The organism is Mesorhizobium sp. M0208, assembly GCF_040322015.1.
GTDB lineage: Bacteria > Pseudomonadota > Alphaproteobacteria > Rhizobiales > Rhizobiaceae > Mesorhizobium.
The window spans coordinates 137,749-161,332 of record NZ_JAMYSP010000012.1 but is presented as its reverse complement, the minus strand read 5'-3'; the positions used below and the strand labels follow the sequence as shown (position 1 = coordinate 161,332).

Annotated in this window: 26 protein-coding genes and 1 pseudogene; 15 read left to right on the top strand and 12 right to left on the bottom strand. The window is 61.4% G+C overall.

The window, feature by feature from the left end:
• The 3 genes and pseudogenes from NKJ17_RS14995 to NKJ17_RS14985 all read right to left on the bottom strand — a co-directional run.
• Positions 1-408: pseudogene (locus NKJ17_RS14995) on the bottom strand (transposase); the annotation flags it as partial.
• A gap of 71 nt (positions 409-479) precedes the next feature.
• A complete protein-coding gene (locus tag NKJ17_RS14990; protein ID WP_352689242.1) occupies positions 480-746 on the bottom strand; it encodes a hypothetical protein in 267 nt (88 codons plus the stop codon).
• Positions 747-1,031: 285 nt separating this feature from the next.
• Positions 1,032-1,283, bottom strand: coding sequence for a DUF982 domain-containing protein (locus NKJ17_RS14985; RefSeq protein ID WP_352689240.1), 252 nt, complete (start codon positions 1,281-1,283; stop codon positions 1,032-1,034).
• A gap of 985 nt (positions 1,284-2,268) precedes the next feature.
• On the opposite strand from NKJ17_RS14985, the gene NKJ17_RS14980 reads away from it, so the two are divergent.
• On the top strand, positions 2,269-2,985 hold the full coding sequence (locus tag NKJ17_RS14980; RefSeq protein ID WP_352689239.1) for a pentapeptide repeat-containing protein: 717 nt from the start codon (positions 2,269-2,271) through the stop codon (positions 2,983-2,985).
• 131 nt (positions 2,986-3,116) lie between these two features.
• Positions 3,117-3,362, top strand: a complete 246-nt coding sequence (locus NKJ17_RS34050; protein WP_502899825.1) for a Y4oE-related protein — start codon at positions 3,117-3,119, stop codon at positions 3,360-3,362.
• A 192-nt stretch (positions 3,363-3,554) separates the two neighbouring features.
• Here the strand turns inward: NKJ17_RS34050 and NKJ17_RS14975 are convergent, their stop codons facing one another.
• Both NKJ17_RS14975 and NKJ17_RS14970 read right to left on the bottom strand, forming a co-directional pair.
• Positions 3,555-3,806 (bottom strand): hypothetical protein, encoded by a 252-nt coding sequence (locus NKJ17_RS14975; protein ID WP_023722511.1) that lies wholly within the window; start codon positions 3,804-3,806, stop codon positions 3,555-3,557.
• Positions 3,803-4,231 carry a putative toxin-antitoxin system toxin component, PIN family gene (locus NKJ17_RS14970; protein WP_352508730.1) on the bottom strand — a complete coding sequence of 143 codons (429 nt, stop codon included), beginning with the start codon at positions 4,229-4,231 and terminating at the stop codon, positions 3,803-3,805. The genes NKJ17_RS14975 and NKJ17_RS14970 overlap by 4 nt, the downstream gene beginning before the upstream one ends.
• Before the next feature lie 140 nt (positions 4,232-4,371).
• On the opposite strand from NKJ17_RS14970, the gene NKJ17_RS14965 reads away from it, so the two are divergent.
• The 3 genes from NKJ17_RS14965 to NKJ17_RS14955 are packed head-to-tail and all read left to right on the top strand — an operon-like array spanning position 4,372 to position 6,218.
• A complete protein-coding gene (locus NKJ17_RS14965; RefSeq protein ID WP_352508729.1) occupies positions 4,372-4,599 on the top strand; it encodes a hypothetical protein in 228 nt (75 codons plus the stop codon).
• A 24-nt stretch (positions 4,600-4,623) separates the two neighbouring features.
• Positions 4,624-5,136: a recombinase family protein gene (locus NKJ17_RS14960; protein ID WP_352508728.1), complete on the top strand. Its 513-nt coding sequence runs from the start codon at positions 4,624-4,626 to the stop codon at positions 5,134-5,136.
• A complete protein-coding gene (locus tag NKJ17_RS14955; RefSeq protein WP_352508727.1) occupies positions 5,085-6,218 on the top strand; it encodes a recombinase family protein in 1,134 nt (377 codons plus the stop codon). The genes NKJ17_RS14960 and NKJ17_RS14955 overlap by 52 nt, the downstream gene beginning before the upstream one ends.
• A 57-nt stretch (positions 6,219-6,275) precedes the next feature.
• On the opposite strand, the gene NKJ17_RS14950 is transcribed toward NKJ17_RS14955, so the two are convergent.
• A complete protein-coding gene (locus tag NKJ17_RS14950) occupies positions 6,276-7,178 on the bottom strand; it encodes a LysR substrate-binding domain-containing protein (protein ID WP_352508726.1) in 903 nt (300 codons plus the stop codon).
• Positions 7,179-7,278: 100 nt separating this feature from the next.
• Here NKJ17_RS14950 and NKJ17_RS14945 point away from each other — a divergent pair, with 100 nt between their 5' ends.
• The 8 genes from NKJ17_RS14945 to NKJ17_RS14910 all read left to right on the top strand — a co-directional run bounded on the left by NKJ17_RS14945 (position 7,279) and on the right by NKJ17_RS14910 (position 14,712).
• The gene (locus NKJ17_RS14945) at positions 7,279-8,493 is read left to right on the top strand and encodes a trans-sulfuration enzyme family protein (RefSeq protein WP_023680716.1); all 1,215 of its coding nucleotides are present in this window, start codon (positions 7,279-7,281) and stop codon (positions 8,491-8,493) included.
• 24 nt (positions 8,494-8,517) lie between these two features.
• Positions 8,518-10,116: an ABC transporter substrate-binding protein gene (locus NKJ17_RS14940; protein ID WP_245274882.1), complete on the top strand. Its 1,599-nt coding sequence runs from the start codon at positions 8,518-8,520 to the stop codon at positions 10,114-10,116.
• Between the two features lie 9 nt (positions 10,117-10,125).
• Positions 10,126-11,061 (top strand): ABC transporter permease, encoded by a 936-nt coding sequence (locus NKJ17_RS14935; protein ID WP_023680718.1) that lies wholly within the window; start codon positions 10,126-10,128, stop codon positions 11,059-11,061.
• A 2-nt stretch (positions 11,062-11,063) separates the two neighbouring features.
• Positions 11,064-11,957 (top strand): ABC transporter permease, encoded by an 894-nt coding sequence (locus NKJ17_RS14930; protein ID WP_352508725.1) that lies wholly within the window; start codon positions 11,064-11,066, stop codon positions 11,955-11,957.
• A complete protein-coding gene (locus NKJ17_RS14925; RefSeq protein WP_352508724.1) occupies positions 11,954-12,952 on the top strand; it encodes an ABC transporter ATP-binding protein in 999 nt (332 codons plus the stop codon). The genes NKJ17_RS14930 and NKJ17_RS14925 overlap by 4 nt, the downstream gene beginning before the upstream one ends.
• Complete coding sequence (locus tag NKJ17_RS14920; protein WP_352508723.1) at positions 12,952-13,938, top strand: ABC transporter ATP-binding protein; 987 nt, start codon at positions 12,952-12,954, stop codon at positions 13,936-13,938. The genes NKJ17_RS14925 and NKJ17_RS14920 overlap by 1 nt, the downstream gene beginning before the upstream one ends.
• 257 nt (positions 13,939-14,195) lie before the next feature.
• On the top strand, positions 14,196-14,441 hold the full coding sequence (locus tag NKJ17_RS14915; RefSeq protein ID WP_352508722.1) for a TetR/AcrR family transcriptional regulator: 246 nt from the start codon (positions 14,196-14,198) through the stop codon (positions 14,439-14,441).
• A gap of 76 nt (positions 14,442-14,517) precedes the next feature.
• Entirely contained in the window at positions 14,518-14,712 is a 195-nt protein-coding gene (locus NKJ17_RS14910; protein WP_352508721.1) for a TetR-like C-terminal domain-containing protein, read from the top strand.
• 151 nt (positions 14,713-14,863) lie between these two features.
• Here the strand turns inward: NKJ17_RS14910 and NKJ17_RS14905 are convergent, their stop codons facing one another.
• Positions 14,864-16,309 (bottom strand): hypothetical protein, encoded by a 1,446-nt coding sequence (locus tag NKJ17_RS14905; RefSeq protein ID WP_352517488.1) that lies wholly within the window; start codon positions 16,307-16,309, stop codon positions 14,864-14,866.
• Between the two features lie 158 nt (positions 16,310-16,467).
• Between NKJ17_RS14905 and NKJ17_RS14900 the strand changes: the two genes are divergently transcribed.
• On the top strand, positions 16,468-16,806 hold the full coding sequence (locus NKJ17_RS14900) for a hypothetical protein (protein ID WP_352453299.1): 339 nt from the start codon (positions 16,468-16,470) through the stop codon (positions 16,804-16,806).
• Positions 16,807-16,854: 48 nt separating this feature from the next.
• On the opposite strand, the gene NKJ17_RS14895 is transcribed toward NKJ17_RS14900, so the two are convergent.
• The 5 genes from NKJ17_RS14895 to metC all read right to left on the bottom strand — a co-directional run bounded on the left by NKJ17_RS14895 (position 16,855) and on the right by metC (position 22,208).
• Complete coding sequence (locus NKJ17_RS14895; RefSeq protein WP_352517496.1) at positions 16,855-17,604, bottom strand: amino acid ABC transporter ATP-binding protein; 750 nt, start codon at positions 17,602-17,604, stop codon at positions 16,855-16,857.
• A 44-nt stretch (positions 17,605-17,648) separates the two neighbouring features.
• Positions 17,649-18,704 carry an amino acid ABC transporter permease gene (locus NKJ17_RS14890; RefSeq protein ID WP_352689235.1) on the bottom strand — a complete coding sequence of 352 codons (1,056 nt, stop codon included), beginning with the start codon at positions 18,702-18,704 and terminating at the stop codon, positions 17,649-17,651.
• Positions 18,705-18,743: 39 nt separating this feature from the next.
• Positions 18,744-19,859, bottom strand: coding sequence for an ABC transporter permease subunit (locus tag NKJ17_RS14885; protein ID WP_352517485.1), 1,116 nt, complete (start codon positions 19,857-19,859; stop codon positions 18,744-18,746).
• A gap of 70 nt (positions 19,860-19,929) precedes the next feature.
• A complete protein-coding gene (locus NKJ17_RS14880) occupies positions 19,930-20,970 on the bottom strand; it encodes a transporter substrate-binding domain-containing protein (RefSeq protein WP_352517484.1) in 1,041 nt (346 codons plus the stop codon).
• A gap of 23 nt (positions 20,971-20,993) precedes the next feature.
• Complete coding sequence (gene metC / locus NKJ17_RS14875; RefSeq protein ID WP_352689233.1) at positions 20,994-22,208, bottom strand: cystathionine beta-lyase; 1,215 nt, start codon at positions 22,206-22,208, stop codon at positions 20,994-20,996.
• An 80-nt stretch (positions 22,209-22,288) separates the two neighbouring features.
• Here metC and NKJ17_RS14870 point away from each other — a divergent pair, with 80 nt between their 5' ends.
• Entirely contained in the window at positions 22,289-23,185 is an 897-nt protein-coding gene (locus tag NKJ17_RS14870) for a LysR family transcriptional regulator (RefSeq protein WP_352517482.1), read from the top strand.
• Positions 23,186-23,584: the final 399 nt, after the last annotated feature.

Sequence of the window (23,584 nt, the reverse complement as noted above, 5' to 3'; positions counted from 1 at the left end):
GCCGTCGAACCAGTCCCGGCGCCGCTTCAGGATGTCGAGGCGACCCTGCTCCAGTGCGTGCGCGGACTTTTTTGAATGTCCAGCCGTGACCGCGAAGCCAGGCGCTCAAGGCGCTGCGGCTGATCCGCATCGACTGCTCGGCGACGAGCCGCTCCACCATCTCGTTCAGCGTGATGTCCTTGCGCTCCTCAATCAGCCCGACGATGAAGGCTTCATGCGCATCGAGGCCGGAGGCGCGGCGGGGGCCCTGCGGGCGTGGCGCCAGTTCGCCGATCTTCGCCCGCGCAATCCAGCGGATCGCGCTGGACACTCCCACGCCGAACCGCGCCGCCGCTTGCCGCGCCGACATGCCCTCGTCCGAGCCTTCAAGACCCGCGACCGAAGATCCCCGCTCAATGCTCTTCCCATCGTCCACCTCCATCGAGGTGGATGTTGAATCAGCACAAAACGCAGCCGTCACATCACAATCGATTCATCGATCACAGGACGTGCTCTAGCTGTGCTCTCCCGGAGGCGCCGGTAAGGATCCCAGCTAGCGCATGCCCCTGATGAACGCGGCCGCGCAGCTCATTGACGATCGCCATGTATGCGCCGAGCGGGATCGCGTCGAAAACCTCGAGCACGGCGGCCATGCCCTGCTTCACCAGGTCCGGACCGGCCAGCAGCAAGTCAGAGACGGCCGTCAGGCTGCTTTCTTCGATGAGCGCGTGATTGCCGCGGCCCTCACCCAGGACACACAGGACCAACCGTGCATGCTCAGCGCCATGATTGTCGATCAGCCGGCGGATGGAGCCGACGGCGCGCGTCTGGCCTTCCTTTGGTATCGGCTCTTGGGAATGATCTCGACTTCGAACTCGACACAGAGGGCAGCAACGCGCGGGTCGACGGCGAGTGCAGATCCGCGGCTCCAGCCTTCTCGCGCAAGCATTCGGCGTCTCCGCATGATCGACGCACGATGTTTGCACAAATGTAACGGCCGCTGCAAGAGTGATGCACGATGGACAAGTGGTGGGGCACGCATTGACGAGATGTCAAGCGTTCAGGATTTTCGCTTCATTGGCGGCGCTGAGAAATGCCACGCGCGCTATGTCCGGTGCGCTGCCGCCGCCGAGCACTTTCATGCATGCCATACGAGCCTGGATGCGGCGCCCGGTTTCTCCAGCGGGCCAGCGGTAAAGCAGCATTTCGGCGGCTTCCCGGGTGCTCGAAACACTGACTTTGCCCGAGGACAGCAAAACGGTCACGGGCTCTTCGAACGTGCCGACGTCTCGTTCGCAGGTCATATGCTGGTCTCCTTTCGCAATCTCCCCAAGACCTTACGGGTGAACCATTCGTTCCGTTGCGTCACGTTTGGCCCGGTGGGCGAACATTCTGTGAGGATGGGACCTCGTCCAGAGCGCGGGCTTGATCGCTCAGACTAGACTCGCCAACCCGTTGCGGTCCTCAAATAGCGAGAACCGTCCTTATCGTTACGAGCCCGCTATGCCTTGGTCAGTTGCCGGCGCTGATATCGGAAACGAAGCGCGGAAGGGCACTCTGCCGCCCAGAGTAGCCGGCCTGCACGGTGAAGACGAGAAGGACGCTCTTCCAAGCGCGGAGTTCGAATCCTCCCTCACCGCCATAAGTCATTGTTTACATCAATAAAAATACAAGAATAGGTTGGGCGCCCGCCATAAAGCCCGCCTACCGAAAACGGGGTATTCGCGGCACGTCAGCTTACGACACAAATATGCGGGTTGATGCTTCAACCTGGTAGATGGCAGAGATCAACTTCGGCCTCGCTAAGCGAAGTCGTGGGATTTATGCGACAGCGGAATCAGGATACGCGACTAGCACCCCGTGCCGGGTCAACCTCGCCGTCGGGAAGTACCGACCGGTGCGGAACCAAGCGGATTCACGCTTGTCGGCAGCGGACGCCGGCGGTGGCGGTCTGCACTCGAGCAGGCTCCCAATTAGCGAGACAAACGTCCAGAGCGGAGGCCAATCTTGGCACGCGACTTCGCCAGCCTGAACGACCGCTCTCCTCGGCTTAGTCAAGCATACCTACGGAATGATGCGCCTGGCCGGTGACAAATGAATCTCTGCTGGACCGCCGATGATATGGGGAGGCGCTCGCAAATCGCGCCCTACGCGCGGGTTGATCGGTTGATCAACATCAAAGCTTGAATATGAGAAATGCGCTAACTGTGACGGCGGTGGTCACCGTGGCTCGAGTGTCAGCAGATGTGGTAAGGTTGAGTGTCGGCGAGTAGCAGAGGTCCAGCAACAATGACTTTGAGGCGAACCAGAGCTTACGGCGCATCCGGCTTGGTTCTAGCGGTTTGCACTGTGTTTGCTTGGCAGAACGCCACTGCTGCTCACAATTGCCACGCAGCCGCGACGCCTGGCGTCAATTGGCACGAGTGTGACAAGAAGCTTCTCATCCTAGAAGGACAGGACCTGAGCGGGGCGAACCTGTTCGGTGTTGATTTCACTTCGACCGACCTCAGGAACAGCAATCTCCTTGCGGCAAATCTTGAGAAGGCAACGCTTGTGCGTGCTTCCCTGGCCGACTCGACCGCCAAAGGCGCCCGGTTCGACAGAATCGAGGCCTACAGGACCGACTTCAGCCGTATGGACGCGCAGGGCGCTGTGTTTGCGAGCGCGGAAATACAGCGCTCGAATTTCCAGGGCGCCAATCTGACCAATGTTGATTTCACAAAGGCAGAATTGGGGCGTGCGCAGTTCCATGACGCCGATATCAGCGGCAGCCGCTTCTCGTTTGCCAATCTCGCACGGGCGGACTTCCGAGGAGCGACGTTCACCGCGCCGATAGACTTTGACCGCGCCTTTTTCTTTCTGACCCGTATCGAGGGCGTCGACCTTTCCAATTCGGCGGGTCTGTCCCAGTGGCAGCTCAACATGGCTTGCGGAGACGCCCGGACCGAGTTGCCTTCTGGCTTGACGAGGCCTGAAGATTGGCCCTGTCAATTCCAGCAGGAATAGTTGTCGGCAAGCGACCCCTCAACTTGCGCGAAGCGTCTGCCTCACGTCACCCTCCAACCGCCAGGAATTGCCAGCACAGAGCACTCTTGCGGCATCTCACCATCCGGCGGTGAGCGATCCCGATCTGCTGGATGCCTTCAACCGCGATGCCGCCGTGCACAAATGGACCGTGGCCTGAAGCTGCAGAGGCAGCGACAGCCCTGTGGGGAAAGACAGCCGCAACCGCAATCGCCTGGGGCGCCGTGTCGGCGCGTTGCGACGGGCGGACACAGGAGTATCGATTCTGGTTTCGGGTATTCGCCCATCTTCAAGTGGGTTCGCCCAATGCCGTGGCGGAAGCAGCGTCGGAGAGAGTTCGTCCAGGCTTTTCCCGATAGGGAAATCATGTTCGACGAGGGAACTGCCTGCTTGTCGAGGGAACGCCGGACCGAAGTCAGCCCGTCAATGCCAGAGCCGCATCGCTGTGGCGCGTGCTGCGCCAGCCTTGACCGGCAGTCTTCGGCCCGGCGGCCGCTTTGGACGCAGGCAAACTCCGGTACGAGCGGTACCGCTCTGCCCCTCGGGGTACATTACTCCGGCAATTCGTCGCCCTTGATCGGCGCCTTCCCTTTGCCGGCCCGTTTCAGGATATGCAGCGCCTTGGGAAGGTCGGCACGGGCGGCGCGTTCCTGAAAGTAACTTTCCGTGCGCAGCGCCGAAAGCTTTTCAGCGACTGCCACGTTAATGAATTGGTTGAGCGGCACGCCTTCGCTCTCCGCCACCTTGCGCGCCTCATCCAGAAGCGAGAGCTGAAGCCGCAGTGCGAAATTGCTTCTCCTCATGTCTTTCTCTCCAATCGTCTCAGCGCCTCGCCCGGCGACAGGACCAAGATACCGAAGCGCTCGGCCACTTTGCCGAAATCGCGTAGGTTGAACGTCACTATAGCATCCGCCCGTCCGTTTACCGCAGCTTCCAGCACCATGTCGTCGTCTGGGTCGCGCACGGCGGGTCGCCAGAGGAAGAGAAGGCGAACCGGCTCGGCGACGGCCGCCACGGCATCTAGCAACGCGTTCACATCCTCAGCGGACAGGCCGGAAGCTTCAAGGTGCTCGGGCCTTGTCATGACCGCCTGGTACTCGATCATCAACGTCACCGAAGCGATGAGCGTCAGCCGGCGTTCCAAAGCTGCCACCAACAGTTGGCGCGAGGCGCCAGCGTCACTTCGGATCGCCGCCACCATGGTCGCCGTATCGAGAAGCAGTCTCATACAGACATATTGGATATCGCGTGCGATATTGCAAGAGGACCGAGCTTTTGGTAATTTGGCGACAGCTCGGCAACTGAAGTTGTCTTGCTGATCATCACGTCGCTCAATGCCCTTGATCTACACAGAATAGCGGGCATGCCATGGTGGACGAGGCCAAACCTGGGAACGACAGCGCAAGCCATGATTACAGTGCTGACATGTCGGCACGAGACATGACTGAACGAGCCGTCCTGTCGATCGCCCGTTTGTTGGGCCGGCGGGTTGCTCGGGAGCATTTCGAGGAATTGCAGGCGGCCAACGACAACAATGTTCATCCTCTTGAGAAAACACCGTCAGAAGGGGAGGATGGGGACGGCGGCGGACAATAGCAACGAGAGGAAGAGGAGCGGTTCATGACCCGTGTCGCGCTGTATGCTCGTTACTCATCCGACAACCAGCGTGAAGCCTCTATCGAGGATCAGCTGCGGCTTTGCCGAGAGCTCGCGGCCAGGGAGAGGTGGACTGTCGTTGGGACCTATGCCGATGCTGCCATATCCGGCTCAAGCATCATCCGTCGACCAGACATCCAGCGGCTTCTCGCCGATGCTCAAAGCGGGCAATTTGAGATCGTTCTAACCGAGGCACTCGATCGCTTGTCACGCGACCAGGAACACGTAGCCGGCCTCTTCAAGCGGCTGCGCTTTGCCGGTGTCAAGATCGTCACTCTCTCTGAGGGCGCCGTAGACGAACTGCACGTGGGCCTGAAAGGAACGATGAACGCGTTGTTCCTGCGCGATCTTGCTGCCAAGATCAGACGGGGCCAAAGCGGCCGCATATTGAACGGCTACAACGCCGGCGGCCTCAAGCCGAGGTCGTGCGTCGGATTTTTCGGGCGTTCGCGGCTGGTCAATCGGCGCGTACGATAGCTGCAGGCCTCAACAGGGAAGGTATCCCATCACCCTTTGGGGGTGCCTGGGGCGCCTCGACCATCAATGGCAATCTCAAGCGGAGAAGCGGCTTTCTCTACAACGAAGCCTATATCGGGCTGCTCGTCTTCAATCGTCTCCAAATGCGCAAGGATCCCGAGACTGGGAGGCGCATCTCGCGGCCGAATCTGCCGGAAACCTGGCAGGTCGTTGAAGTGCCGCATCTGCGTATCATCGACGATGAGCTGTGGGATGCGGTGCAAGCCCGCAAGAAGCTTTATGGAGGCATGAAACTCCATCACCGCCGACGGCCGACGTACATGTTCTCGGGGCTTGTGCGGTGCGGCTGCTGTAGCGCTTCCTATACGGTGAAGAACAGAGACCAGCTTGCTTGTACCGCGCACCGTGAGAAAGGCACTTGTACCAATAACAGGACGATCCGTGTTGGCGAGCTTGAGAAGCGTGTGCTTGCTGGCATCCAGCGGCGCTTGCTGGCGCCAGATGCCATTGCGGGCTTCCTTGCTGAATATCATGCTGAGCATAAGCGACTGAACGCCATGAACCGCGAACGGCAAAGGGAAGTCGAAAGGCGGCATGCCGGCATCGACAGGCAGATCGCTAACATCGTCGATGCTATCGCTGACGGTGTCGCGACGACAAGCATGAAATCGAAGCTACTGGACCTCGAGCGCGAAAAGGAGAATCTAGCCCGAGAGCTTCAGGCGATGGCGGCCGCGGAAAGCATTGTGGAGTTTCATCCGGCTGCGGTAACGATTTACCGTCGGCAAGTATCCGAGCTCCAGGACGCGTTGCAATCCGACGAGTGTGAGCGGCACGAGGCGGCGAGGATCATCCGCTCACTGGTCACGGGGATCGAGATCATTCCGACGGAGGGTAGGGGACAGGTTGAGCTGAAAGTTCGCGGTGCGCTGGCGGAGCTTCTCAACCTGCCAAATCGTAAACCAGGAACAGCGCCTAGCGCTGCAGTGATGGTAGCGGGAGAGCGCTACCGCCTTCCCCACACTCATCGAACTCCCAGTTCCAATTTCGCTGCTGCGGCTGAGCGAGGCGCGCTATCCTAATTGCGGCCTGGCGGGTGACGGCATGGGGCCCAGAAGCCGACGTTCACGAAAGTGAAGTCAAGTTTGGACAGCCCCATCAATTTCCAATGCGATACGCATCAGCTGCTCGACAAAGTCGCTAACTACTCTCGATGGACGTCGGTTGGGTGGCAACAACAGAAGGGTTCGGAAGGAGATTCCCGGGAGAAATGGACGGAGGCTGAGGTTTCCGTTGAGATAGGGAAGGGCAGTTAAAGGATTGACCATTCCGCATCCAAGCCCCGCATTGACCATCGAGCAGATGGTGGTGGAATAGGGGGTTTCTAGAACCACTTTGGGCTTGATGCCGTGATCAGCGAAGATGGCCTCTGCTTCCCGTCTCGTAGTGTCCTCCGGAGCCAACGCGATGAAGGCCTGCCCATGGAGATCGGCGGGACGGATCACTTCCCTCCCCTCTAGCGGATGGCCCTTGGGCATGGCGATCGCGACCCGGTAGTTCCGGAATGGGTGGGCTTCGACGCCCGCAAGATCGATCTCGTCCGCCGCCAGGCCGACGTCGAACTGGCCGGAGGCGACGAGTTCTTTGACTTCCGAGGATAGCCTTGCCTGAAAGGTGATCGCAACGTCAGGGTGACGGTGTTGAAATGCCTTTAATGCCTTTGGCATTACATTCGTACTTAATGCGGAGAGACTTGCGATCCGGATTTCCCCCGAACCGAAGTCGCGAATCCGCGCCGCGGCCCCTTTCAAATGGATGAGGCCGGAGAATGAGGTCTCCACTTCCCTGAAAAACAGGTTGCCTTCTGCCGTCGGCGACATCCGTCCTTTGATGCGGTGGAAGAGCGCGAAACCGATGTCGCGCTCCAGTTCTTGGACGGCCTTGCTCACCGCAGGTTGTGAGATGCGTAGTATCTCCGCGGCGCGTGAGGCGGTTCCAATCGTCATCACGGCGTGGAAGACCTCGATCTGGCGAAGATTCATGGCGCACCTATAACCTGAGAGAATAGCACATCCCGATGTTGATATTGGACGGAATAGGTTTTGTCATGCTGTAACTGTCTCCAACACATGAGGAGCAAGCATGAACGATCTCACCCAATGCGTTGTGACCCCCAAAGTCAAAACAGACGGCTTCGAGGCTCTGGGTGCAGCCGTCCATCGGGCTTCGACGATCGTATTCGCGGATGCCGCAGCCTACGCCACTCGCGGCCAGCGAGGGCCTGACGGCTATTCCTACGGCCTCTACGGCACCCCGACGACGCGTACACTGGAGCAAAAGATCACTCAGCTCGAGCAGGGTCACCGGACGCTTCTCGCGCCATCGGGCCAGGCCGCAAACGCAATCGCAATGCTCGCCGTCCTCAATGCCGGAGACAAGGTACTGGTGGCGGACACGGCCTATCCCCCGGTCCGTGATTTTGTGAACACCGATCTGGCAAAGTTTGGCGTCCGAGCGGAGTACTACGATCCCACTTCGCCCGAGGGGCTCGAACGTCGGATCGACGGGAACACGAAACTGGTGTGGTGCGAGTCCCCCGGTTCGACGACCATGGAAGTCCAGGATCTGCCGCGGATTGCCGAGATCGCGCATCGGCACGGCGCGCTCGTCGGATTCGACAACACCTGGGCGACCCCTCTTAACTTCAAGCCCCTCGTACATGGGGCCGACATCGTGACCGAAGCGCTCACCAAATATATCTCGGGCCATTCCGACGTGCTGATGGGATCGATCACGGTGGCTTCCGAGCAGCTTTTCAACGCGCTCAAGGCGACTATGGGGCGGGCCGGGATCGGTGTTTCCCCCGACGACGCCTCTTTGGTGTTGCGGGGCATGGAGACTCTTGGCGTGCGAATGAAACACGCGCACGACGGCGCGACGGCGATGATCAACTGGTTCCGCGGCCACCCAGCCGTCGAGCGTGTGCTCTACCCCGCCCTGCCGTCTTCTCCCGGGCACGAATTCTGGAAGCGCGACTTCCTCGGCGCGAGCGGAGTGTTCAGCGTGGAATTGGTTCCCGAAGCACTGCCGCACGTGCCGGAGGCGCTCAATACGCTAGAGACGTTCGCCATCGGCGCCTCGTGGGGTGGGACACGCAGCCTCGTTGCCCCCATGCCCGTGAAGAGCAACCGCTCCGCGACGACCTGGAGTGGGCAGGACCTCCTTCTGCGGTTCAGCGTGGGGTTGGAATCGCACGACGATCTCATGGCCGATCTCGAGAAAATGTTGGCCCAAATCCAAGCACGGATCGACGACGAGCGGTTCGGCAAAGAAAACATCCGGCAATCAATGCTGTGAGTGAACACAAAAAGGGGAATGACAATGAACAACAACAATGAATTCATGCGAATAGACAGGCGCTCCTTCCTGGCGGGCGTCTCAAAACTGCTGGGAGTTTCGGCGCTATCCTCCATCCTGCCGTCAATCGTTGCGGCATCAGAGGTTAAGGACACGCTTCGGATCGCGATCGCCAAGCCCGCCGGCGATATCAATCCTCACAAATACACCGGCCTGTGGGGCGTTCAGGACCTCGTTTTCGAGCCGCTGGTTAAATACGGCCATGACGGTAAGATCGAGCCAGGGCTGGCGACCGAATGGTCGGTCGAAGACGGGGGCAGGCTGCTTAAGCTCACCTTGCGCAAGGGCGTGACTTTCCACGACGGCACTCCGTTCGACGCCGCGGCGGTGGAATGGAACCTGAAGAGGTGGATCGGACTCGAAGCGAACAACTGGATGAATTCGTCCCGGCTTTACGCCGGAACGGACATCGTCGACGACGATCACGTCAACGTCCGGTTCAAGGAACCGGTCCTCGGCCTGCTCCAGGAGTTCGCTTACGTCCGGCCAGTCAGGCTCCTCAGCCCCAAGTCGGTCTCTGGGGACGGTAGCTATAAGGCGCCCGTCGGCACGGGACCGTGGCATCAAGCGACTGCCGGGAATGAGGGCAGTGCCTTCGAGCGCTTCGACGCCTACTGGGGTGACAAGCCCTCTTTCAAATATCTTGAGGTAAAAGTCCTTCCGGACTCGCGCGGCCGCATGGCAGCGTTGCGCGCGGGCGACGTGGATCTGATCGGCGGAGCGTTTGTGTCGCCTTTGACCGCAACGGAAGCAGAGACGCTGAAGGGAGCGGGCATCGATGTCGTCATCGATCCCGGCACCACCACAATGATTATGGCCTTCAACACTTCCCGCGTCGAAGCGCTGAGGGACCCGAAAGTCCGCAAGGCGATCAACCTCGGCATCGACCGGGCTGCGATCTCGCAAGTGCTTTACCGCGGTCTGGCGACCTCCACTGGCAACCTGTTCTCCGAAACCGTTCCGTATTCGGGGAAGCGCTTCGATGTGCCTAGGCGGGATACCGAGACCGCAAAGTCGCTGCTCGAGGAGGCAGGCTGGGTCGGGGGGCCTGTCAGGCAGAAGGACGGCAAGGACCTTGCCATTGAACTGGTCGTTAGCGAGGAGCAAGTACCGGGGTCCCGATCCGTCGCGGAAGTGATCCAGTCCGAGCTCCAGGAGATTGGCGTCACGCTCACGATCCGCTCGGTGGATCATGCGTCGCGGCACAGCGACATTCCGGAGCGCAAGTTCGATCTCGCTTTCTTCCAGACGTTCGGCGCGCCATACGAACCTTTCGGGACTGTGGTGGGCCTGTTCCTATCCACCTATGACAACGGCGTGGACGGCAAGCTCTTCATCGACCCCGAGCACCTCGATCCGTTGGTGCTCGCCGCGATGTCCGCGCCCGAAGGCGAGATGGAAGCAGCTCTACAGAAGGTCTATGACTGGCTGCACGACAACGACGCCATCGCGCCGCTGCTCTTCGTTCCGGGCATATGGGCGCATGCCGCTCGGGTGAAGGGCTTCCAGAGCCCCGCGACCGAGTACGACATGCCCTACGAGAATATCACACTGGCGGAGTAGGATACGGCCGTGTTCGCCTTCATCGCTAAAAGGGCCCGCAACGCAGTCTTGTTGCTGTTTCTGGCGTCCGTTCTATGCTTCGCGCTCGTGGTATCCGCTCCGGGCAACGTGGCGATACTCATCGCCGAGCTGCGGACGCCGACGGCCACCAAAGCCGATATTGCCAAGGTCGAGGAGGAATTGGGGCTCAACAAGCCGCTTCTCGAACGCTACGGCTTCTGGCTGAACGGAGCGATCCACGGCGACTTCGGCATTTCCTACAAGACGGGCGAGGCGGTCGGCGCGTCCCTCAAGAGCCGCCTTGCCGTGACCGCCACCCTCGTTGCGGGCGGAGCGGTCGTGGCTTTCTTGCTGAGCCTGTTCGTCGGCTTCGTAGGCGCGCTCTGGGCACATAGGGCGCCAGACGTGGTCACCCGAGGGAGCGCTCTTCTGGGCGCTTCGACTCCGTCCTTCTTCGTCGGAGCACTGCTGGTCTACGCCTTTTCGGTCACGTGGCACGTCTTTCCGACCTTCGGGTTTGCCGGACCCGTCAGTTGGGTGCTTCCATGGCTCACTCTGGGATTTCTTCCCGCAGCAGTTCTGAGCCGCGTCGTCCGAGTTGGCTTCGAGGAGGCGATGGCCAAACCTTATGTCCTAACGGCCATGAGCAAAGGACTGTCAAGGACGAGTATTCTGGTTCGCGACGCGATCCCGAACATCGCGCCGACGTACTTGAACGCCTTGGGAACGCAGATCGGGACGATGGTCGTGGGCGCGGTCGTTGTCGAACCTCTGTTCGCTTGGCAGGGCATCGGCGACCTCTTCCTGACCGGGGTGAGATTCCGCGACTTCATGGTCGTGCAGGCCTGCCTTCTGGTCTTCATCACGTTCTTCATCATCCTGAACGTCGTGGTCGACATCTGCATTACGCTGACCGATCCGCGCCTTAGACTTCAAAGGAGCTGAACATGCAGGCAGTCAGACCACTCCTGAAGGCCATTGGCGCCTTCCCGCGCTCGGCGGTATTTACTATTGGCGCGTTCGTTCTGTTGGGACTGCTCGCACCCTACATCGCGCCACATGATCCCAATGCGCAAGACCTGCTGATCGCTGGCCAGGGCCCGACGCTCGCCCATCCGTTCGGAGTCGACCATCTCGGGCGCGATACATTGAGCAGGTTGATTGTGGCGGCTCGGACGTCGCTGGTCGGAGTCTGTCTCGTCCTTGTGTGCGCGCACGCCATCGGCATCGCCATCGGCACGATTGCCGGATACCGGCGGGGCTGGACGGACGAACTGCTGATGCGCATCGTTGACGTCGGCCAGGCAATCCCCAGCCTCATCGTCTCACTTGCGGTGATCGGCATTGCCGGAGTCAGCTACTGGAACATGATCCTCGCGCTCGCGCTCGCCTGGTGGCCGGGTAGCGCCCGCATTAGCCGGGCCGTGGCTGTCAACACCATGAACAAGCCCCACATGGAGGCCCTAAGAGTATTGGGCGCAAGTCCCGTTCGCATTTACTTTGTCCATCTTCTTCCCACGACGATCGGGGCGGTGCTCGTATATGCCACGGCCGACGCCGGAGCAGTCGCGCTCGCAATCGCAACGTTGAGCTTCCTCGGGCTGGGGATCCAGCCGCCGACGCCTGAATGGGGACAGATGTTGGTCGACGCGCTTCCATATCTCGAGTCCGATCCGCGCCAGGTCATCCTGCCGGGGCTGACCCTGACTTTAGCTGTCATCGGATTCAACATCCTCGGTGAAGCGGTCGCCCTCAACAGAGTTCCGAAGCCGCTGACCTCCCGGATGCTCGCGGCCCGTCGCCGGGTAACCGCATTCTGGGCCAAGGAGGCACGGCCATGAGTTCTGAACCGATACTCCGCGTCAAAGATCTGACCATAGACCTGCTGACGGCGCATACCGTGGTCCGCCCAGTCGACGGAGTAGCCTATGAACTGAGCCGTCGAGAGACCCTCGCGATTGTGGGAGAAAGCGGTAGCGGCAAAACGGTCACCTGCTTTGCGCCTCTCGGCCTGATGCCCGTGGGCGTCCAGGCGGATATATCGGGCTCCATTTTGTTCGACAGCCGCCAGCTCGTCGGATCGGACAATGAAACGCTTCGCAGCCTGCGCGGAAAATCCATTGGCTTCATTTTCCAGGACCCGATGAGCGCGCTCAATCCCGCCCGCCGGGTCGGACGGCAGATAGCAGAAGTAGCCGAGCTTCACCTCGGCATGACCGCAAGAGCTGCGGAAACCCGGGCGCTTGAACTTATCAAGATGGTCGGGATGTCCGACCCCGAAATACGCCTCAAGCAGTATCCCCATGAGCTTTCGGGCGGTCTCCGACAGCGTGTCATGATCGCAATCGCCATTGCCGCCGAGCCGACACTTCTCGTAGCCGACGAGCCGACCACCGCGCTCGACGTGACGGTCCAGGCGCAAATCCTCCGACTGCTGAAGGAAATCCAGTCCAGAATGGACATGGCCATGATCTTGATCACGCATGACATGGGTGTCGTGGCGGGCGCGGCCGACCGCGTAATGGTGATGTACGCGGGGCGCCACGTCGAAACCGGACCGACCGAGCGTGTACTCTCCCAGCCGCAGCATCCCTATACGATGGGCCTCATCGACGCAATTCCGAGGAAACAGGACGCAATCGGATCGCGTTTCCGTGGATTGCCGGGGGTTCCGCCCATCCTTGGCGCGCCGATCACAGGGTGCGCCTTCATGCCCCGCTGCGGATACGCTGTGGATGCCTGCGGCGAGCGACGTCCGCCGTTCTTGCCGACGGCAGTTCCGGGTGTGTCAGCCGCCTGTCCCGTTCTGAATATTCGGGCGAAGGAGTGCGCATAATGAGCGCGGTACTCGAAGTCGAGCATCTGGTCACCAGCTTTCCAAGCGCCAAACGTGGCCAAACGATCAAAGCGGTAAATGACGTCTCGATCCACCTCAATCCCGGCGAGATTGTCGGCTTGGTGGGGGAGTCCGGCTGCGGCAAGTCCACGCTTGGCCGTTCGATCGTGGGCTTGGAAAAACCCCAGTCCGGACGCGTCGTTTTCGATGGCGTCGACCTCGGCTCCCTGAGCGGGCGCCGTCTGCGGGAAGCGCGTCGCGCCGTTCAGTACGTGTTCCAGGACCCCTATGCATCGCTGAATGATCGCCAAACTGTGGGCGAAGCCATAAACGAAGCCCTCATCATTGCAGGTTTGCGTTCGCAAACGGAACGCGAGGGGAGGATCGCCGAACTCCTCAACCAGGTGGGTCTGGCGACGACGGCCCGGGACAGATTCACCCGTGAACTCTCAGGCGGCCAGAGGCAACGCATCGCGATCGCGCGCTCGCTGGCCGTAGAGCCGCGGGTTTTAATCTGCGACGAACCGGTCAGCGCGCTAGACTTGTCTATACGCGCGCAGGTCATGAACCTATTCCTCGACCTCAGAGAGAAGCTAGGCGTGTCCTGCCTCTTTATCGCGCATGACCTCGCGCTTGTCCGGCAGGCGGCGACCCGGGTCTACGTGATGTACCTCGGCAAGGTGGTGGAAAGCGGCAGCTCGGAAGAGGTTTACCGGAATCCGAGCCATCCCTACACCCAGCTCCTTCTCGCGTCTATTCCGGAGGCTGATCCTGCCACCGAGCGTCGGCGCAACCCTCCGTTGATCACGGGCGAAATCCCAAGTCCGACGAATCCGCCCTCCGGCTGTTTCTTCAGGACGCGGTGTCCCCTTTCCGTGGAAGCTTGTGCGGAGGCTGAGCCTGTGTCGCAAGAAGTAAGCTCAATGCACAAGGCGGCGTGCAGGTTCGCCGGCGACCTATTCGCGAAACGGGTCTCGGCCGCATGATTAAACGTCAGATCTAGCTGACCGTGCGGGACCTGATGCGTTGCGCATTCTGGTGGCGAAGCAGAGATTTGCGCTCCTTCCTTCCGGTACCGGGCCGGCAGTGAGTGGGAAAGCGCTCTGTCGGCAGCCCTGGTTACTCAGGCGGGCCGGGAGGATCCTCTTGCCGGTTATTAGTCCGCTTCTTGTAGCGTTGGCTTAAGACGATAGACCGCCGTGTCGCCCGGACCCGGTCGACTCTTCACCATGCGCTGATCACTTTGATCCTGAGAAAGGGATATGAAGCAATTACCGTCGAGGACATCTGCAATGAGGCAAACATCGGCCGATCGACCTTTTACGCGCACTTCACCAGCAAGGACGACCTCAAGCGCAGCGGCCTGGACGATCATCTGCGCGCCATGCTGGTCGAACGCCAGCGGCATGCGCTTGCAGCGCCAGGCGAGCTGAAAGATCGCAGCTTGGGTTCGTGCTCGGTATGTTCGAGCACGCGCGTGAACATATAGATCTCTACCGAGCTCTGGCCGGGGGCCGCGGTGGGACTATTGTGCTCGGCAGCATCCGCGAGATCTATGCGATCTCGTGCGCGCGGAGCTTGCCGCAAACAAGGACAGGAAGCTTCCCGATGTCGTGCCGAACGAACTGATCGTCCAGTTCGTCGTGGGTGCCTTTCTGTCGGTGCTGATCTGGTGGCTCGACGGCGGCGCCAAATTGCCGCCGCAACAAGTCGACCAGATCTTCCGGCGTCTGGCCACCGAGGGCGTCCCGTCGGCTTAGATATCAGGCCGAAGAACTGTGAAGCAGTCAGTTGCACTGCCGGCGTTGCCAATTCACCAACCACCGGCTTTGTTCGACGCATGTCCTTGAGGTCGCGATACACCGCCGTGAGGTCTGTCGACCAACGCCTCCGATACGTGGCTTGCGGCCGTCAGACGGCCGTCGGCGTGGACAGCAGCCACAGCCCGAAAACCGTATATCCGACCATAAAAACGGTCAGCGGAAATTGGCTGAGCGCCGCGCGGCTGCGCGCCGGATGCAAACGGAACGCCAGCCCGTGCGCGACCAGAACGGCAAGTATATGGCCGCCGATGATCGCCGCCGCCTGAAAGTTCCAGATGATCCACGCTGCATCGGAGCCCATGATCACTCCCGCCCCGACATTCATGTGCGCCGTGCCGAATAGGTTCCATCCCCGATCAAACGGATCCGAAATAGCGACGATCGCATTCTGGCCGTTCACCAGGAGGGCCGTCAGATAGTGGGAAAAATGATAGGCGAGCGCGATCGGGACGATCGACCAGACAAGGAGCCCGACCGCTTTTCCGAAAGAGATGCTCCCGGCCAACCGCTCACCGACAAACACTGCGGCGAAGAACACGGCGACAAGTGCGATAAACATCAGCACAAGACCGGCGCTGTTGATTCCGACTAATGCCGAGCGCCCCGGAAATTCGAGCGGATTGACACCATTCGCGCCCAGCCAAGAGAAGGTCTTCGACAGACCGTCGAAGGACACCGAGCTCAACGTCAGCAACAGAAAGAGCATACCGCTCGCCGGCAAGGCTTGCGCGCTCCACAATTTCGCTCCAGGCCAGCAGAGTGAGAGGGCGCGCCCCCCGCTTGGGTGGTCCGGCGTCGTTTCGACGATGGCGAAGCGTGACACCATGCGGAAGAACGCGGACAGAAACTCGCCGCGCCGGCTCCAGCCTTCGTAGCCGAAGATGATCATGCAGACGAAGGTCGAGAGCCAGTAGGCCATGAGAGCGAACGCAAGCCGCGCCGGATCTTCGGGCGCCGGATAGATCAGCTCGAACCAGGCGAAGCTTGCAAACAAAATCAACGCCGGCCAGTAAGCCAGTCCTTGTGGCATTGTGCGATCGCGGAATGCCGGGAAGACGCTGGAGAAAATGCGCCACGGCCCGTACCACGGGTTTGTCCACGACCAAACATTGCCGAATACGCCCTGAAGCAATGTCAGTCCGACCCAGACCAGCGTCCACACCGTTAGCGGAAGTGGATTCGACAGCGGATCTCGGCTGCCGAGAATTCCCGCCGCCACGAGTATGGCGAGAACCGCGAAGGCGAGCATGCTGATCCAAATGCGCGCGGCGTCGCCGAATTGACCAATTGGCAGGCGGGATGCCGAAATGCGTTCGAGCAGCCTGGGCGGGAGGACAGCCAGAACCAGAAAACTCGCGGCTACGGCCACCGCCCCGCCCACGACATAATATCCGGTCGGCAGGAGCATGACATAGCCGCGCTCGGAAGCATGGGCAAAGGCTGGGGTTGTGAAATGCGGCACGAGGGCAGCAGCTGATAATGCGATGCCCAACGCTCTCGCAGAGATGCTTTTATGTTCGCTGTCCGCCGCCATCCATCCGTCTTGCCACATGGCATTTGCGAAGGAAAGCGGACTACTGCTCGCGCAAGTGGAGGTGCCAAAGTGGGTGCCCGACTTCGTGCTAGCCCCCAAAGCCCGCTTGGTGAACAGGCCATATGATACAGCTACGACTTCGAGTCGAGAGTTGCGTTGTGGACGACGTTCTCGTCCTCTGCCGTCTGCTGCAATACGTGGCAGCTGTGCCTGCGCCGGCCGGCGGCGCATTATCGTCGAAACAGGACCGGAGCGCCCACCGCCAGGCGCCCGGATCGTCGACGTGCAGAAGTTGTGGGCCGAACATCTACCAATGGCCGGAACTCGCGGCGCTGTCGATCCTGTTTCGCGAACGCCTGGTGTATTCCTTCGAGAGTCGGCCGCGCTTGTTCGACATTATCTCGCGCAGCATCGAAGGCGTCGCCGGCCTGATCCTGGGCCGGCGTCGCGGTCTGGCAGGTCGCTGCGCGCTGACCAGGCCCCGGATGGATTTCTGATTTGCGTCTGCCCATCCGGCCGGCGCATGGGCTGGCGGGAGAGGTTCGCTAGTTCAGGATCTGGGCAAGAAACAGTTTGCTGCGCTGGTGACGCGGATGCGAGAAGAATTCGGAGGGCGTGTTCATCTCGACGATCTCGCCCTGGTCCATGAAGACGACGCGGTCGGCGACCTGGCGGGCAAATCCCATCTCGTGCGTGACGCACAGCATCGTCATGCCATCGTCGGCCAGCGTGACCATGGTGTCGAGCACTTCCTTGACCATTTCAGGATCGAGGGCGGAGGTCGGTTCGTCGAAGAGCATGATCTTCGGGCTCATACAGAGCGCACGGGCGATGGCGACGCGCTGCTGCTGACCGCCGGACAACTGGCCGGGATATTTATGCGCCTGGTCCGGGATCTTCACCCGCTCCAGATAGTGCATGGCGGTCTGCTCGGCTTGCCCGCGCCGCATCCTGCGCACCCAGATCGGCGCCAGTGTCAGGTTTTCCAGAATGGTCAAATGCGGGAACAGGTTGAAGTGCTGGAACACCATGCCGATGTCACTGCGGATTACGTCGATCTGCTTCAAATCGTTGCTGAGTTCGACGCCTTCGACGACGATCTGCCCCTGCTGATGCTCCTCCAGCCGGTTGATGCAGCGGATCATCGTCGACTTGCCCGAGCCGGACGGACCGCAGATCACCAGCTTCTCGCCGCGATGGACGGTCAGGTTGATATTCTTCAGCACATGGAAATTTCCGTACCACTTGTTCATGCCGGTCATTTGGATAGCGGGTGGAGCGCTGCGATCGGGCATGGACGGAACGCGCGTTGGGGCGGACGATAACATCAAGGCATTTCCTAGTGAGCGGTCGGGCCGCGCCGCTCCAGGAAGTCGGCGAAGCGGGCGAATGAGAAGGAGAGCGCGAAGAAGATCGCGCCGATGAACAGGAACGTCTCGGCCGCCGGCGACGGCCAGTCCGGGTCTGCCAGCGCCGCCTTACCGGAGCTGATCAGGTCGAACAGGCCGACGACCAGGACCAGGCTGGTGTTCTTGATCATGACGATGATGGTGTTGGCCAGCGCCGGGATCGCCACCCGGATCGCCTGCGGCAGGATCACCAGATATTGCGTGCGCCAGAAGGGCAGGCCGAGCGCCGCCGCGGCCTCGTGTTGGCCATTCGGGATGGCCTGCAGGCCGCCGCGGATCACCTCGGCGAGATAGGCCGCCGCGAAGATGGTGAGGGCGACCAGCGCACGCACGAACTTGTCGGGCAACAAGGCTTCGGGCAGGAACAGCGGCATCATGATCGATGCCACGAACAGGATGGACAAGAGCGGCAGTCCGCGCACCGATTCTATCAGGACCACGGCGCCGATGCGTATCGCGGGCATGGTCGAGCGCCTGGCAAGCGCCAACAGGATGCCGACGGGGAAGGCGACGCCGATGGCAACGACGGTGAGGATGAGCGTCACCGGCAGGCCGCCCCAGGACGAGGTCGGAACCTCGGCTAGGCCGAAACCGCCGGCCATCAGCCAGAAGATCAACACGAGCGCCGCCATCCAGAGCGCTGCCAGCCGCGGCGCCCAGCTGGCGGGCCGCACCGACCAGGCAAGCAGCGCCAGGATGAGCAGGCAGACGATGGCGGGGCGCCAGCGTTCGTCGAGCGGATATATGCCGAACAGCAACTGCCCGGACTTGGCGTAGATGAAGCTCCAGCAGGCTCCGGTGGCCACCCGGCAGGCGCTTGGATTGGGATCGAACAGCACGGCGTCGATTACCAGCCAGCGCAGCATCGGCGGTACCGTGGCGACGAGCAGAACGCCGAACAACAGCGTCAGGGCGGCATTGAGCGGCGTGCCGAACAGGAGCTTGGCGGACCGCCGCAAGGCGCCGAAGCGGATCTGTCCTGGCATTGGCTCGGCCGGAAGGGAAAGAGACACGGCCTTCATAGTTCAGCGCTCCACGATGGCGATGCGACGGTTGTACCAATTGGCCGCGCTCGACAGGCTCAGGTTGAGGGCGAGATAGACGCCGAGGATGATGAAGACGCCCTCGATCGAATGGCTGGACTTGCTGATGATGGTGTTCATGACCGCAAGGAAGTCCGGATAGCCGACCGCGATCGCCAGCGTCGAATTCTTGACGACGTTGATGTATTGGCTGTTGAGCGGCGGGACGATCACCCGCAGCATCTGCGGGATGATGATCAGACGCAGTATTTTGCCGCGCGGCAGGCCGAGCGAATGACCTGCGTCCCACTGACCGCGGCCGACCGAAAGCACGCCGCCGCGCACGATCTCGGCGACGAAGCCGGTAGTGTAGATGGTCAGCCCGATGAGGATGGTGCTGAGTTCGGGCGTCAGTTCCTTGCCGCCCTTGAAATTCGACCCGGTGAAGGTCGGCCAGTCGACGGAGAATTTCGCGTCGGCAAGCCATAGTCCGGCAACGCCCACCGTGAGGATCGCCGGCGTGGCCAGCGGCGGCAACCATCCTCTTCTCGCCGCCGCCCAGCCGGCGGCCGCCAATGCCAGGGCGAGAGCAATGACGAGCAATCCCGGGGTGGCGAAGTCCATGCTGACAGCCGGCACCACAAAGCCGCGCATGGAGGCGTAAACGCCTGGCAGCGGATTGAGCGCTTCGCCGACCGGCGGCAGCACCTTCCACCACAGCGAGTAGAGAAAGATCAGAAGCACGATCGGCGGTGAATTGCGGGCAACCTCCACCCATACGCGGCAGGTGCCCGCCGCCAGGGGATTGCTGCTCAGCCGGGTGATGCCGACGACGAGGCCGAGCGCGGATGAAAAGACGATGATGACCGCGGAGACGAAGACCGTATTGGCGAGCCCGGTCGCGATCGCCCAGTAATAGGGGTCCCGCGACTTGTAAGTGAGGATTGCTTCCGAGATGACGATCCTTGACGGCATCGTCAGGAAATCGAAGCCGATCGGGATGCCGCGTGCCCTGAGATTGGCGAAAGTCGTGCTGACGAGCAGGGCAGCGAAAGCGGCAACCGCGGCGGCCAGGGCACACTGGATGATGATCGATCTGGTCTTGGCATCGCTCAGCATGTTGACCTCGAGGGTTCGCGGCGTTGGCAGGGAAGGGGAGCGCCGGGCCCGTTCCCCTCCATCATGCGGCTCAATCCCAGGGGAAAGGATAGTTGAGGCCCCCGTCCTTCCACAACGCATTCAGACCGCGTTCGACCTTTAGCGGGCTGTCCTTGCCGAGATTGCGGTCCCAGATCTCGGCGTAGTTGCCCATTTGCTTGATGACGTTGTAGGCCCACTTATCGTCCAATCCGAGCGGCTTGCCGAAGCCGGATTCCTCGCCGAGCACCCGTTTGACTTCCGGACTGCCCGACACAAGCTTTTCATCGATGTTCTGCGAGGTGATGCCGTTGGCCTCGGCCCAGAACAGGGCATTCAATGTCCAGCGCACGACGTCGAAGAGTTGATCGTCGCCGCGGGCGACCGCGACGCCATTGGGTTCGGCGGCTTTGCCGACCTTGATGATGTCGTAGTCGTCGGGGTTCTTGGCCACCGAAGCACGCTGTCCGGCTGCCGCAGTGCCGTCGGTGACGTATGAATCGCAGCGGCCGCCGAAGAAGGCGTCGCGCGCCTGAATGGTCGAGTCGTAATAGACTTTCTCCATCGCGATCCCGAACTCTTCCTCGGTTTCCTCGATCGCTTTCTCGGTCAGGCTGCCACCGCCTTGCAGGCAAACGGTCTTTCCGTCCAGCAGTTTGGGCTCGGTAATATTGTCGGCCTTGCGCACGAGCATGCCGTCCGTGTCGTAGAGATTGATCCAGACGAAGCGGACAACCGTATCGCGACTGTAGGTGATGGTGGATGTGCGCGACAGAACGTCGATCTCTCCGGTCTGCAGCGCAGGAAAACGCTGGCCTGCGTTAAGCGGCACGTAACGGATCTTCTCCTTGTCGCCGAGGATGGCGACCGCGAAAGTGCGGCAGATGTCGGAATCGAAGCCGCGATAATACCCCTTCTCGTCGGGCCGGGAGAGACCAGGCACGCCCTGGCTGGCGCCACAGCTGACGTAGCCGCGCTCCTTGATTTTGTTGATGACCGCCTGCGCGTTGGCGTTGCTGCCGCCCGAAGACAGGCTGGCCAGCCCTATCGCCAGACCCGTGAGCCATTTCAGACCTTGATGTTTCATAGTCATTCCCCTTCTCGTTGAGGTTGTAATCATTCGGCGGCCTTGGCGTCGGCTGCTGCGGTTCCGTTGCGCCGGGCTTCAGCAAAGAGTTCGAAGGCCTGGGAAAGGTCGGCCAGAAGATCTTCGAGCGCCTCAAGGCCGATCGACAGGCGCCAGACCGGGCCGGGCTTCAGCCAATCGAGGCTGGCGCGGCCCTTGCGCGGATCGCTGACGGCAATCAGCGAATGCACGCCGCCCCAGCTTGCGCCGAGCCTGAACAGCCGCAGGCTGCGCAGGACATCGGATTGCAGTGGCGCCAGTTCCGGCCGCAGCACGAAGGAGAACACGCCCGCCGATCCGGCGAAGTCACGCTTCCAGACCGCGTGGCCGGGATGGCCAGGCTGCGCGGGATGCAAGATCTGCGCGACTTCCGGGCGTTCCGATAGCCAGACGAGGATCTTGCGCGCGGTGCCGTCCGCATGACGCATGCGCACCGGCATGGTCATCAGGCCGCGCTCGCACAGCGCGCAATCCTCGGGCGAGACGCCATAGCCGAGGAAACGCGCCGTATCCTTCAGCTGCCGGAAAAGGGCCACGTCGTTGACGGCCACCGAGCCCATTAGAAGATCTCCATGGCCGCCGGCGTGTTTGGAAAGCGCCTGCATCGAAATGTCGACTCCATGGGCAAGCGGCTTGAACAGAAGGTGCGAGGCCCAGGTGTTGTCAGCCGCGACGAGAGCGCCAGTCTTGTGGGCGGCCGCCGCGATGGCCGGCACATCCTGCACCTCGAAGGTGGCCGAACCAGGCGATTCCACCCAGACCAGCCGCGTTCTGGCGTCGATCATCGCCGCGATGCTTGCGTCCAGCCGTGGATCGTAGGAAACCGCCTCGATCCCGAGGCGGCCAAGAAAACGCTCGGCCATGTCGCGTGCCGGGCCATAGAGCGTCTCCGGGATCAGAACCCTTTCGCCGCCGCGGCAGACAGCCATGGTCGCCAGCGTCATGGCAGCCATGCCCGACGGGACGACGAGAGCCCGGGATCCGCCTTCCAGCACGGCGATGTGATCTTCGAGCTGCCGGCTGGTCGGTGTGCCGTAAAGTCCGTAGCTGAACCCGTCGTACAGGCGCTCGACGCGACGCTCGAACGACTCCAGATCGTCAAAGACAACGGTCGAGGCTCGCTCGACCGGCATCGCCACCGCCTGGAACGGTTCCTCGGAGCGCTTGGGAGGATGGACATGTGAAGTGTCGTCGCGTCGGTTCATGGGCGAAACTTAGCGGGCTCATCCATTGCCATCTATGACCGCGCCGATAAAGTTAATTCGCTTTTGATATGGGCTGCACTATGAACCTGCGCGACATCGATGTCTTCAACGCGATCATGATCACGCGCGGCGCCGGCGCGGCGGCCGCGCTGCTCGACACCTCGCAGCCGGCCATCAGCCGTTCGCTAGCCAAGCTAGAGGCTGAACTCGGCTTCAGGCTTTTCGACCGCATTCGTGGCAGGCTGGTGCCGACACGCGAAGGGGAGTTGTTCCATGCCGAGGTGAAAGCCAACCTGGTCGGGCTCGACCGGCTGAAGCTGCGGGCGGCCCAGATCAAGGAGGTCGGCACCGGTACCATCCGCGTCGCCTCCCTGTCGGCACTCGGGCATGGGCTGGTGCCGCGCGCCATCGTAGCGTTCTCGCACCGGCATCCGCAGGTGCGAATCAGCTATCAGGTCCGCACCTCCAATGTCGTGCGCGACCTGGTCGCCTCTGGCAGTTTCGATATCGGGCTCGCGGCCGACGAGGTCGACACCAGCGGCGTGCTGCACAGCGTCTTCACCACACCGCGCGCCGTCTGCGTGATGCCGAAGAACCACCGGCTGGCGCGGAAGCAGATAATCACGCCGGCCGATCTCGCCGACGAGGCCTTCCTGGCATTGTCGCCGGAAGATACTGCTCGGCTCGCCATGGACAAGATCCTGGCCGCGCATGGGGTACGGCCGCGCATCTTGATCGAAACGCCCTACGGCCTGACTATCGCTATCCTTGCAGCGAAGGGCATGGGGATCGGCTTGGTCAATCCCTCCGTCATTGCGGACCGCATGATCGGCGGCATTTTGGCCAGGCCATTCGAGCCGGCCGTCAATTTCCGCGCGCTACTCCTCCGCCCGCCGGACGGCATCAATTCGACCTTGATCACCGACTTCATTGGCGAACTCTATGCCGCCCGCAATATGCTATCGAGCGAGGTATAGGCAATGTGGCTCGCCGCCTAAACATAGACGCCACCGGTCTTGCCTCAGTAAGGCGCGGACGTCCATGGCCTCACGCAGCGCGTCGCACGGCGCAAATTCGTGTTCGCCCCTTAGCCGGCTTCCTCGTTTGCACGAAACCGGACGATCTCGGCGAACGCGGAGCTATCCTGCCAGAGAAATAGATGGCCACCTTCGAACATGCGCAAGGTCGCCCTCGGGATTCTTCCCACCATGCGTTCCTGAGATGACAGTAGAGCGATCCCGTCGTACCACCCGCCACATATTAGAACTGGGCACCCGATTTGGTCCAGGCGCTCCCAGGGGCGTTGTCACGGTAACCGCGTGTCAGGAATCGCTGCGATAGATGCTGGGGATGAACACTTCGCAGATCAGCTACAA

Coding starts and splice junctions, on each gene's coding strand:
- NKJ17_RS34050 (WP_502899825.1), top strand. CDS start 3,117: ATGCCTTCAACCGCGATGCCGCCGTGCACAAATGGACCGTGGCCTGAA.
- metC (WP_352689233.1), bottom strand. CDS start 22,208: ATGAACCGACGCGACGACACTTCACATGTCCATCCTCCCAAGCGCTCC.
- NKJ17_RS14920 (WP_352508723.1), top strand. CDS start 12,952: ATGAGCGCGGTACTCGAAGTCGAGCATCTGGTCACCAGCTTTCCAAGC.
- NKJ17_RS14970 (WP_352508730.1), bottom strand. CDS start 4,231: ATGAGACTGCTTCTCGATACGGCGACCATGGTGGCGGCGATCCGAAGT.
- NKJ17_RS14975 (WP_023722511.1), bottom strand. CDS start 3,806: ATGAGGAGAAGCAATTTCGCACTGCGGCTTCAGCTCTCGCTTCTGGAT.
- NKJ17_RS14965 (WP_352508729.1), top strand. CDS start 4,372: ATGGTGGACGAGGCCAAACCTGGGAACGACAGCGCAAGCCATGATTAC.
- NKJ17_RS14890 (WP_352689235.1), bottom strand. CDS start 18,704: ATGCCAGGACAGATCCGCTTCGGCGCCTTGCGGCGGTCCGCCAAGCTC.
- NKJ17_RS14895 (WP_352517496.1), bottom strand. CDS start 17,604: ATGCCCGATCGCAGCGCTCCACCCGCTATCCAAATGACCGGCATGAAC.
- NKJ17_RS14960 (WP_352508728.1), top strand. CDS start 4,624: ATGACCCGTGTCGCGCTGTATGCTCGTTACTCATCCGACAACCAGCGT.
- NKJ17_RS14945 (WP_023680716.1), top strand. CDS start 7,279: ATGAACGATCTCACCCAATGCGTTGTGACCCCCAAAGTCAAAACAGAC.
- NKJ17_RS14980 (WP_352689239.1), top strand. CDS start 2,269: ATGACTTTGAGGCGAACCAGAGCTTACGGCGCATCCGGCTTGGTTCTA.
- NKJ17_RS14950 (WP_352508726.1), bottom strand. CDS start 7,178: ATGAATCTTCGCCAGATCGAGGTCTTCCACGCCGTGATGACGATTGGA.
- NKJ17_RS14885 (WP_352517485.1), bottom strand. CDS start 19,859: ATGCTGAGCGATGCCAAGACCAGATCGATCATCATCCAGTGTGCCCTG.
- NKJ17_RS14985 (WP_352689240.1), bottom strand. CDS start 1,283: ATGACCTGCGAACGAGACGTCGGCACGTTCGAAGAGCCCGTGACCGTT.
- NKJ17_RS14870 (WP_352517482.1), top strand. CDS start 22,289: ATGAACCTGCGCGACATCGATGTCTTCAACGCGATCATGATCACGCGC.
- NKJ17_RS14930 (WP_352508725.1), top strand. CDS start 11,064: ATGCAGGCAGTCAGACCACTCCTGAAGGCCATTGGCGCCTTCCCGCGC.
- NKJ17_RS14925 (WP_352508724.1), top strand. CDS start 11,954: ATGAGTTCTGAACCGATACTCCGCGTCAAAGATCTGACCATAGACCTG.
- NKJ17_RS14880 (WP_352517484.1), bottom strand. CDS start 20,970: ATGACTATGAAACATCAAGGTCTGAAATGGCTCACGGGTCTGGCGATA.
- NKJ17_RS14940 (WP_245274882.1), top strand. CDS start 8,518: ATGAACAACAACAATGAATTCATGCGAATAGACAGGCGCTCCTTCCTG.
- NKJ17_RS14905 (WP_352517488.1), bottom strand. CDS start 16,309: ATGGCGGCGGACAGCGAACATAAAAGCATCTCTGCGAGAGCGTTGGGC.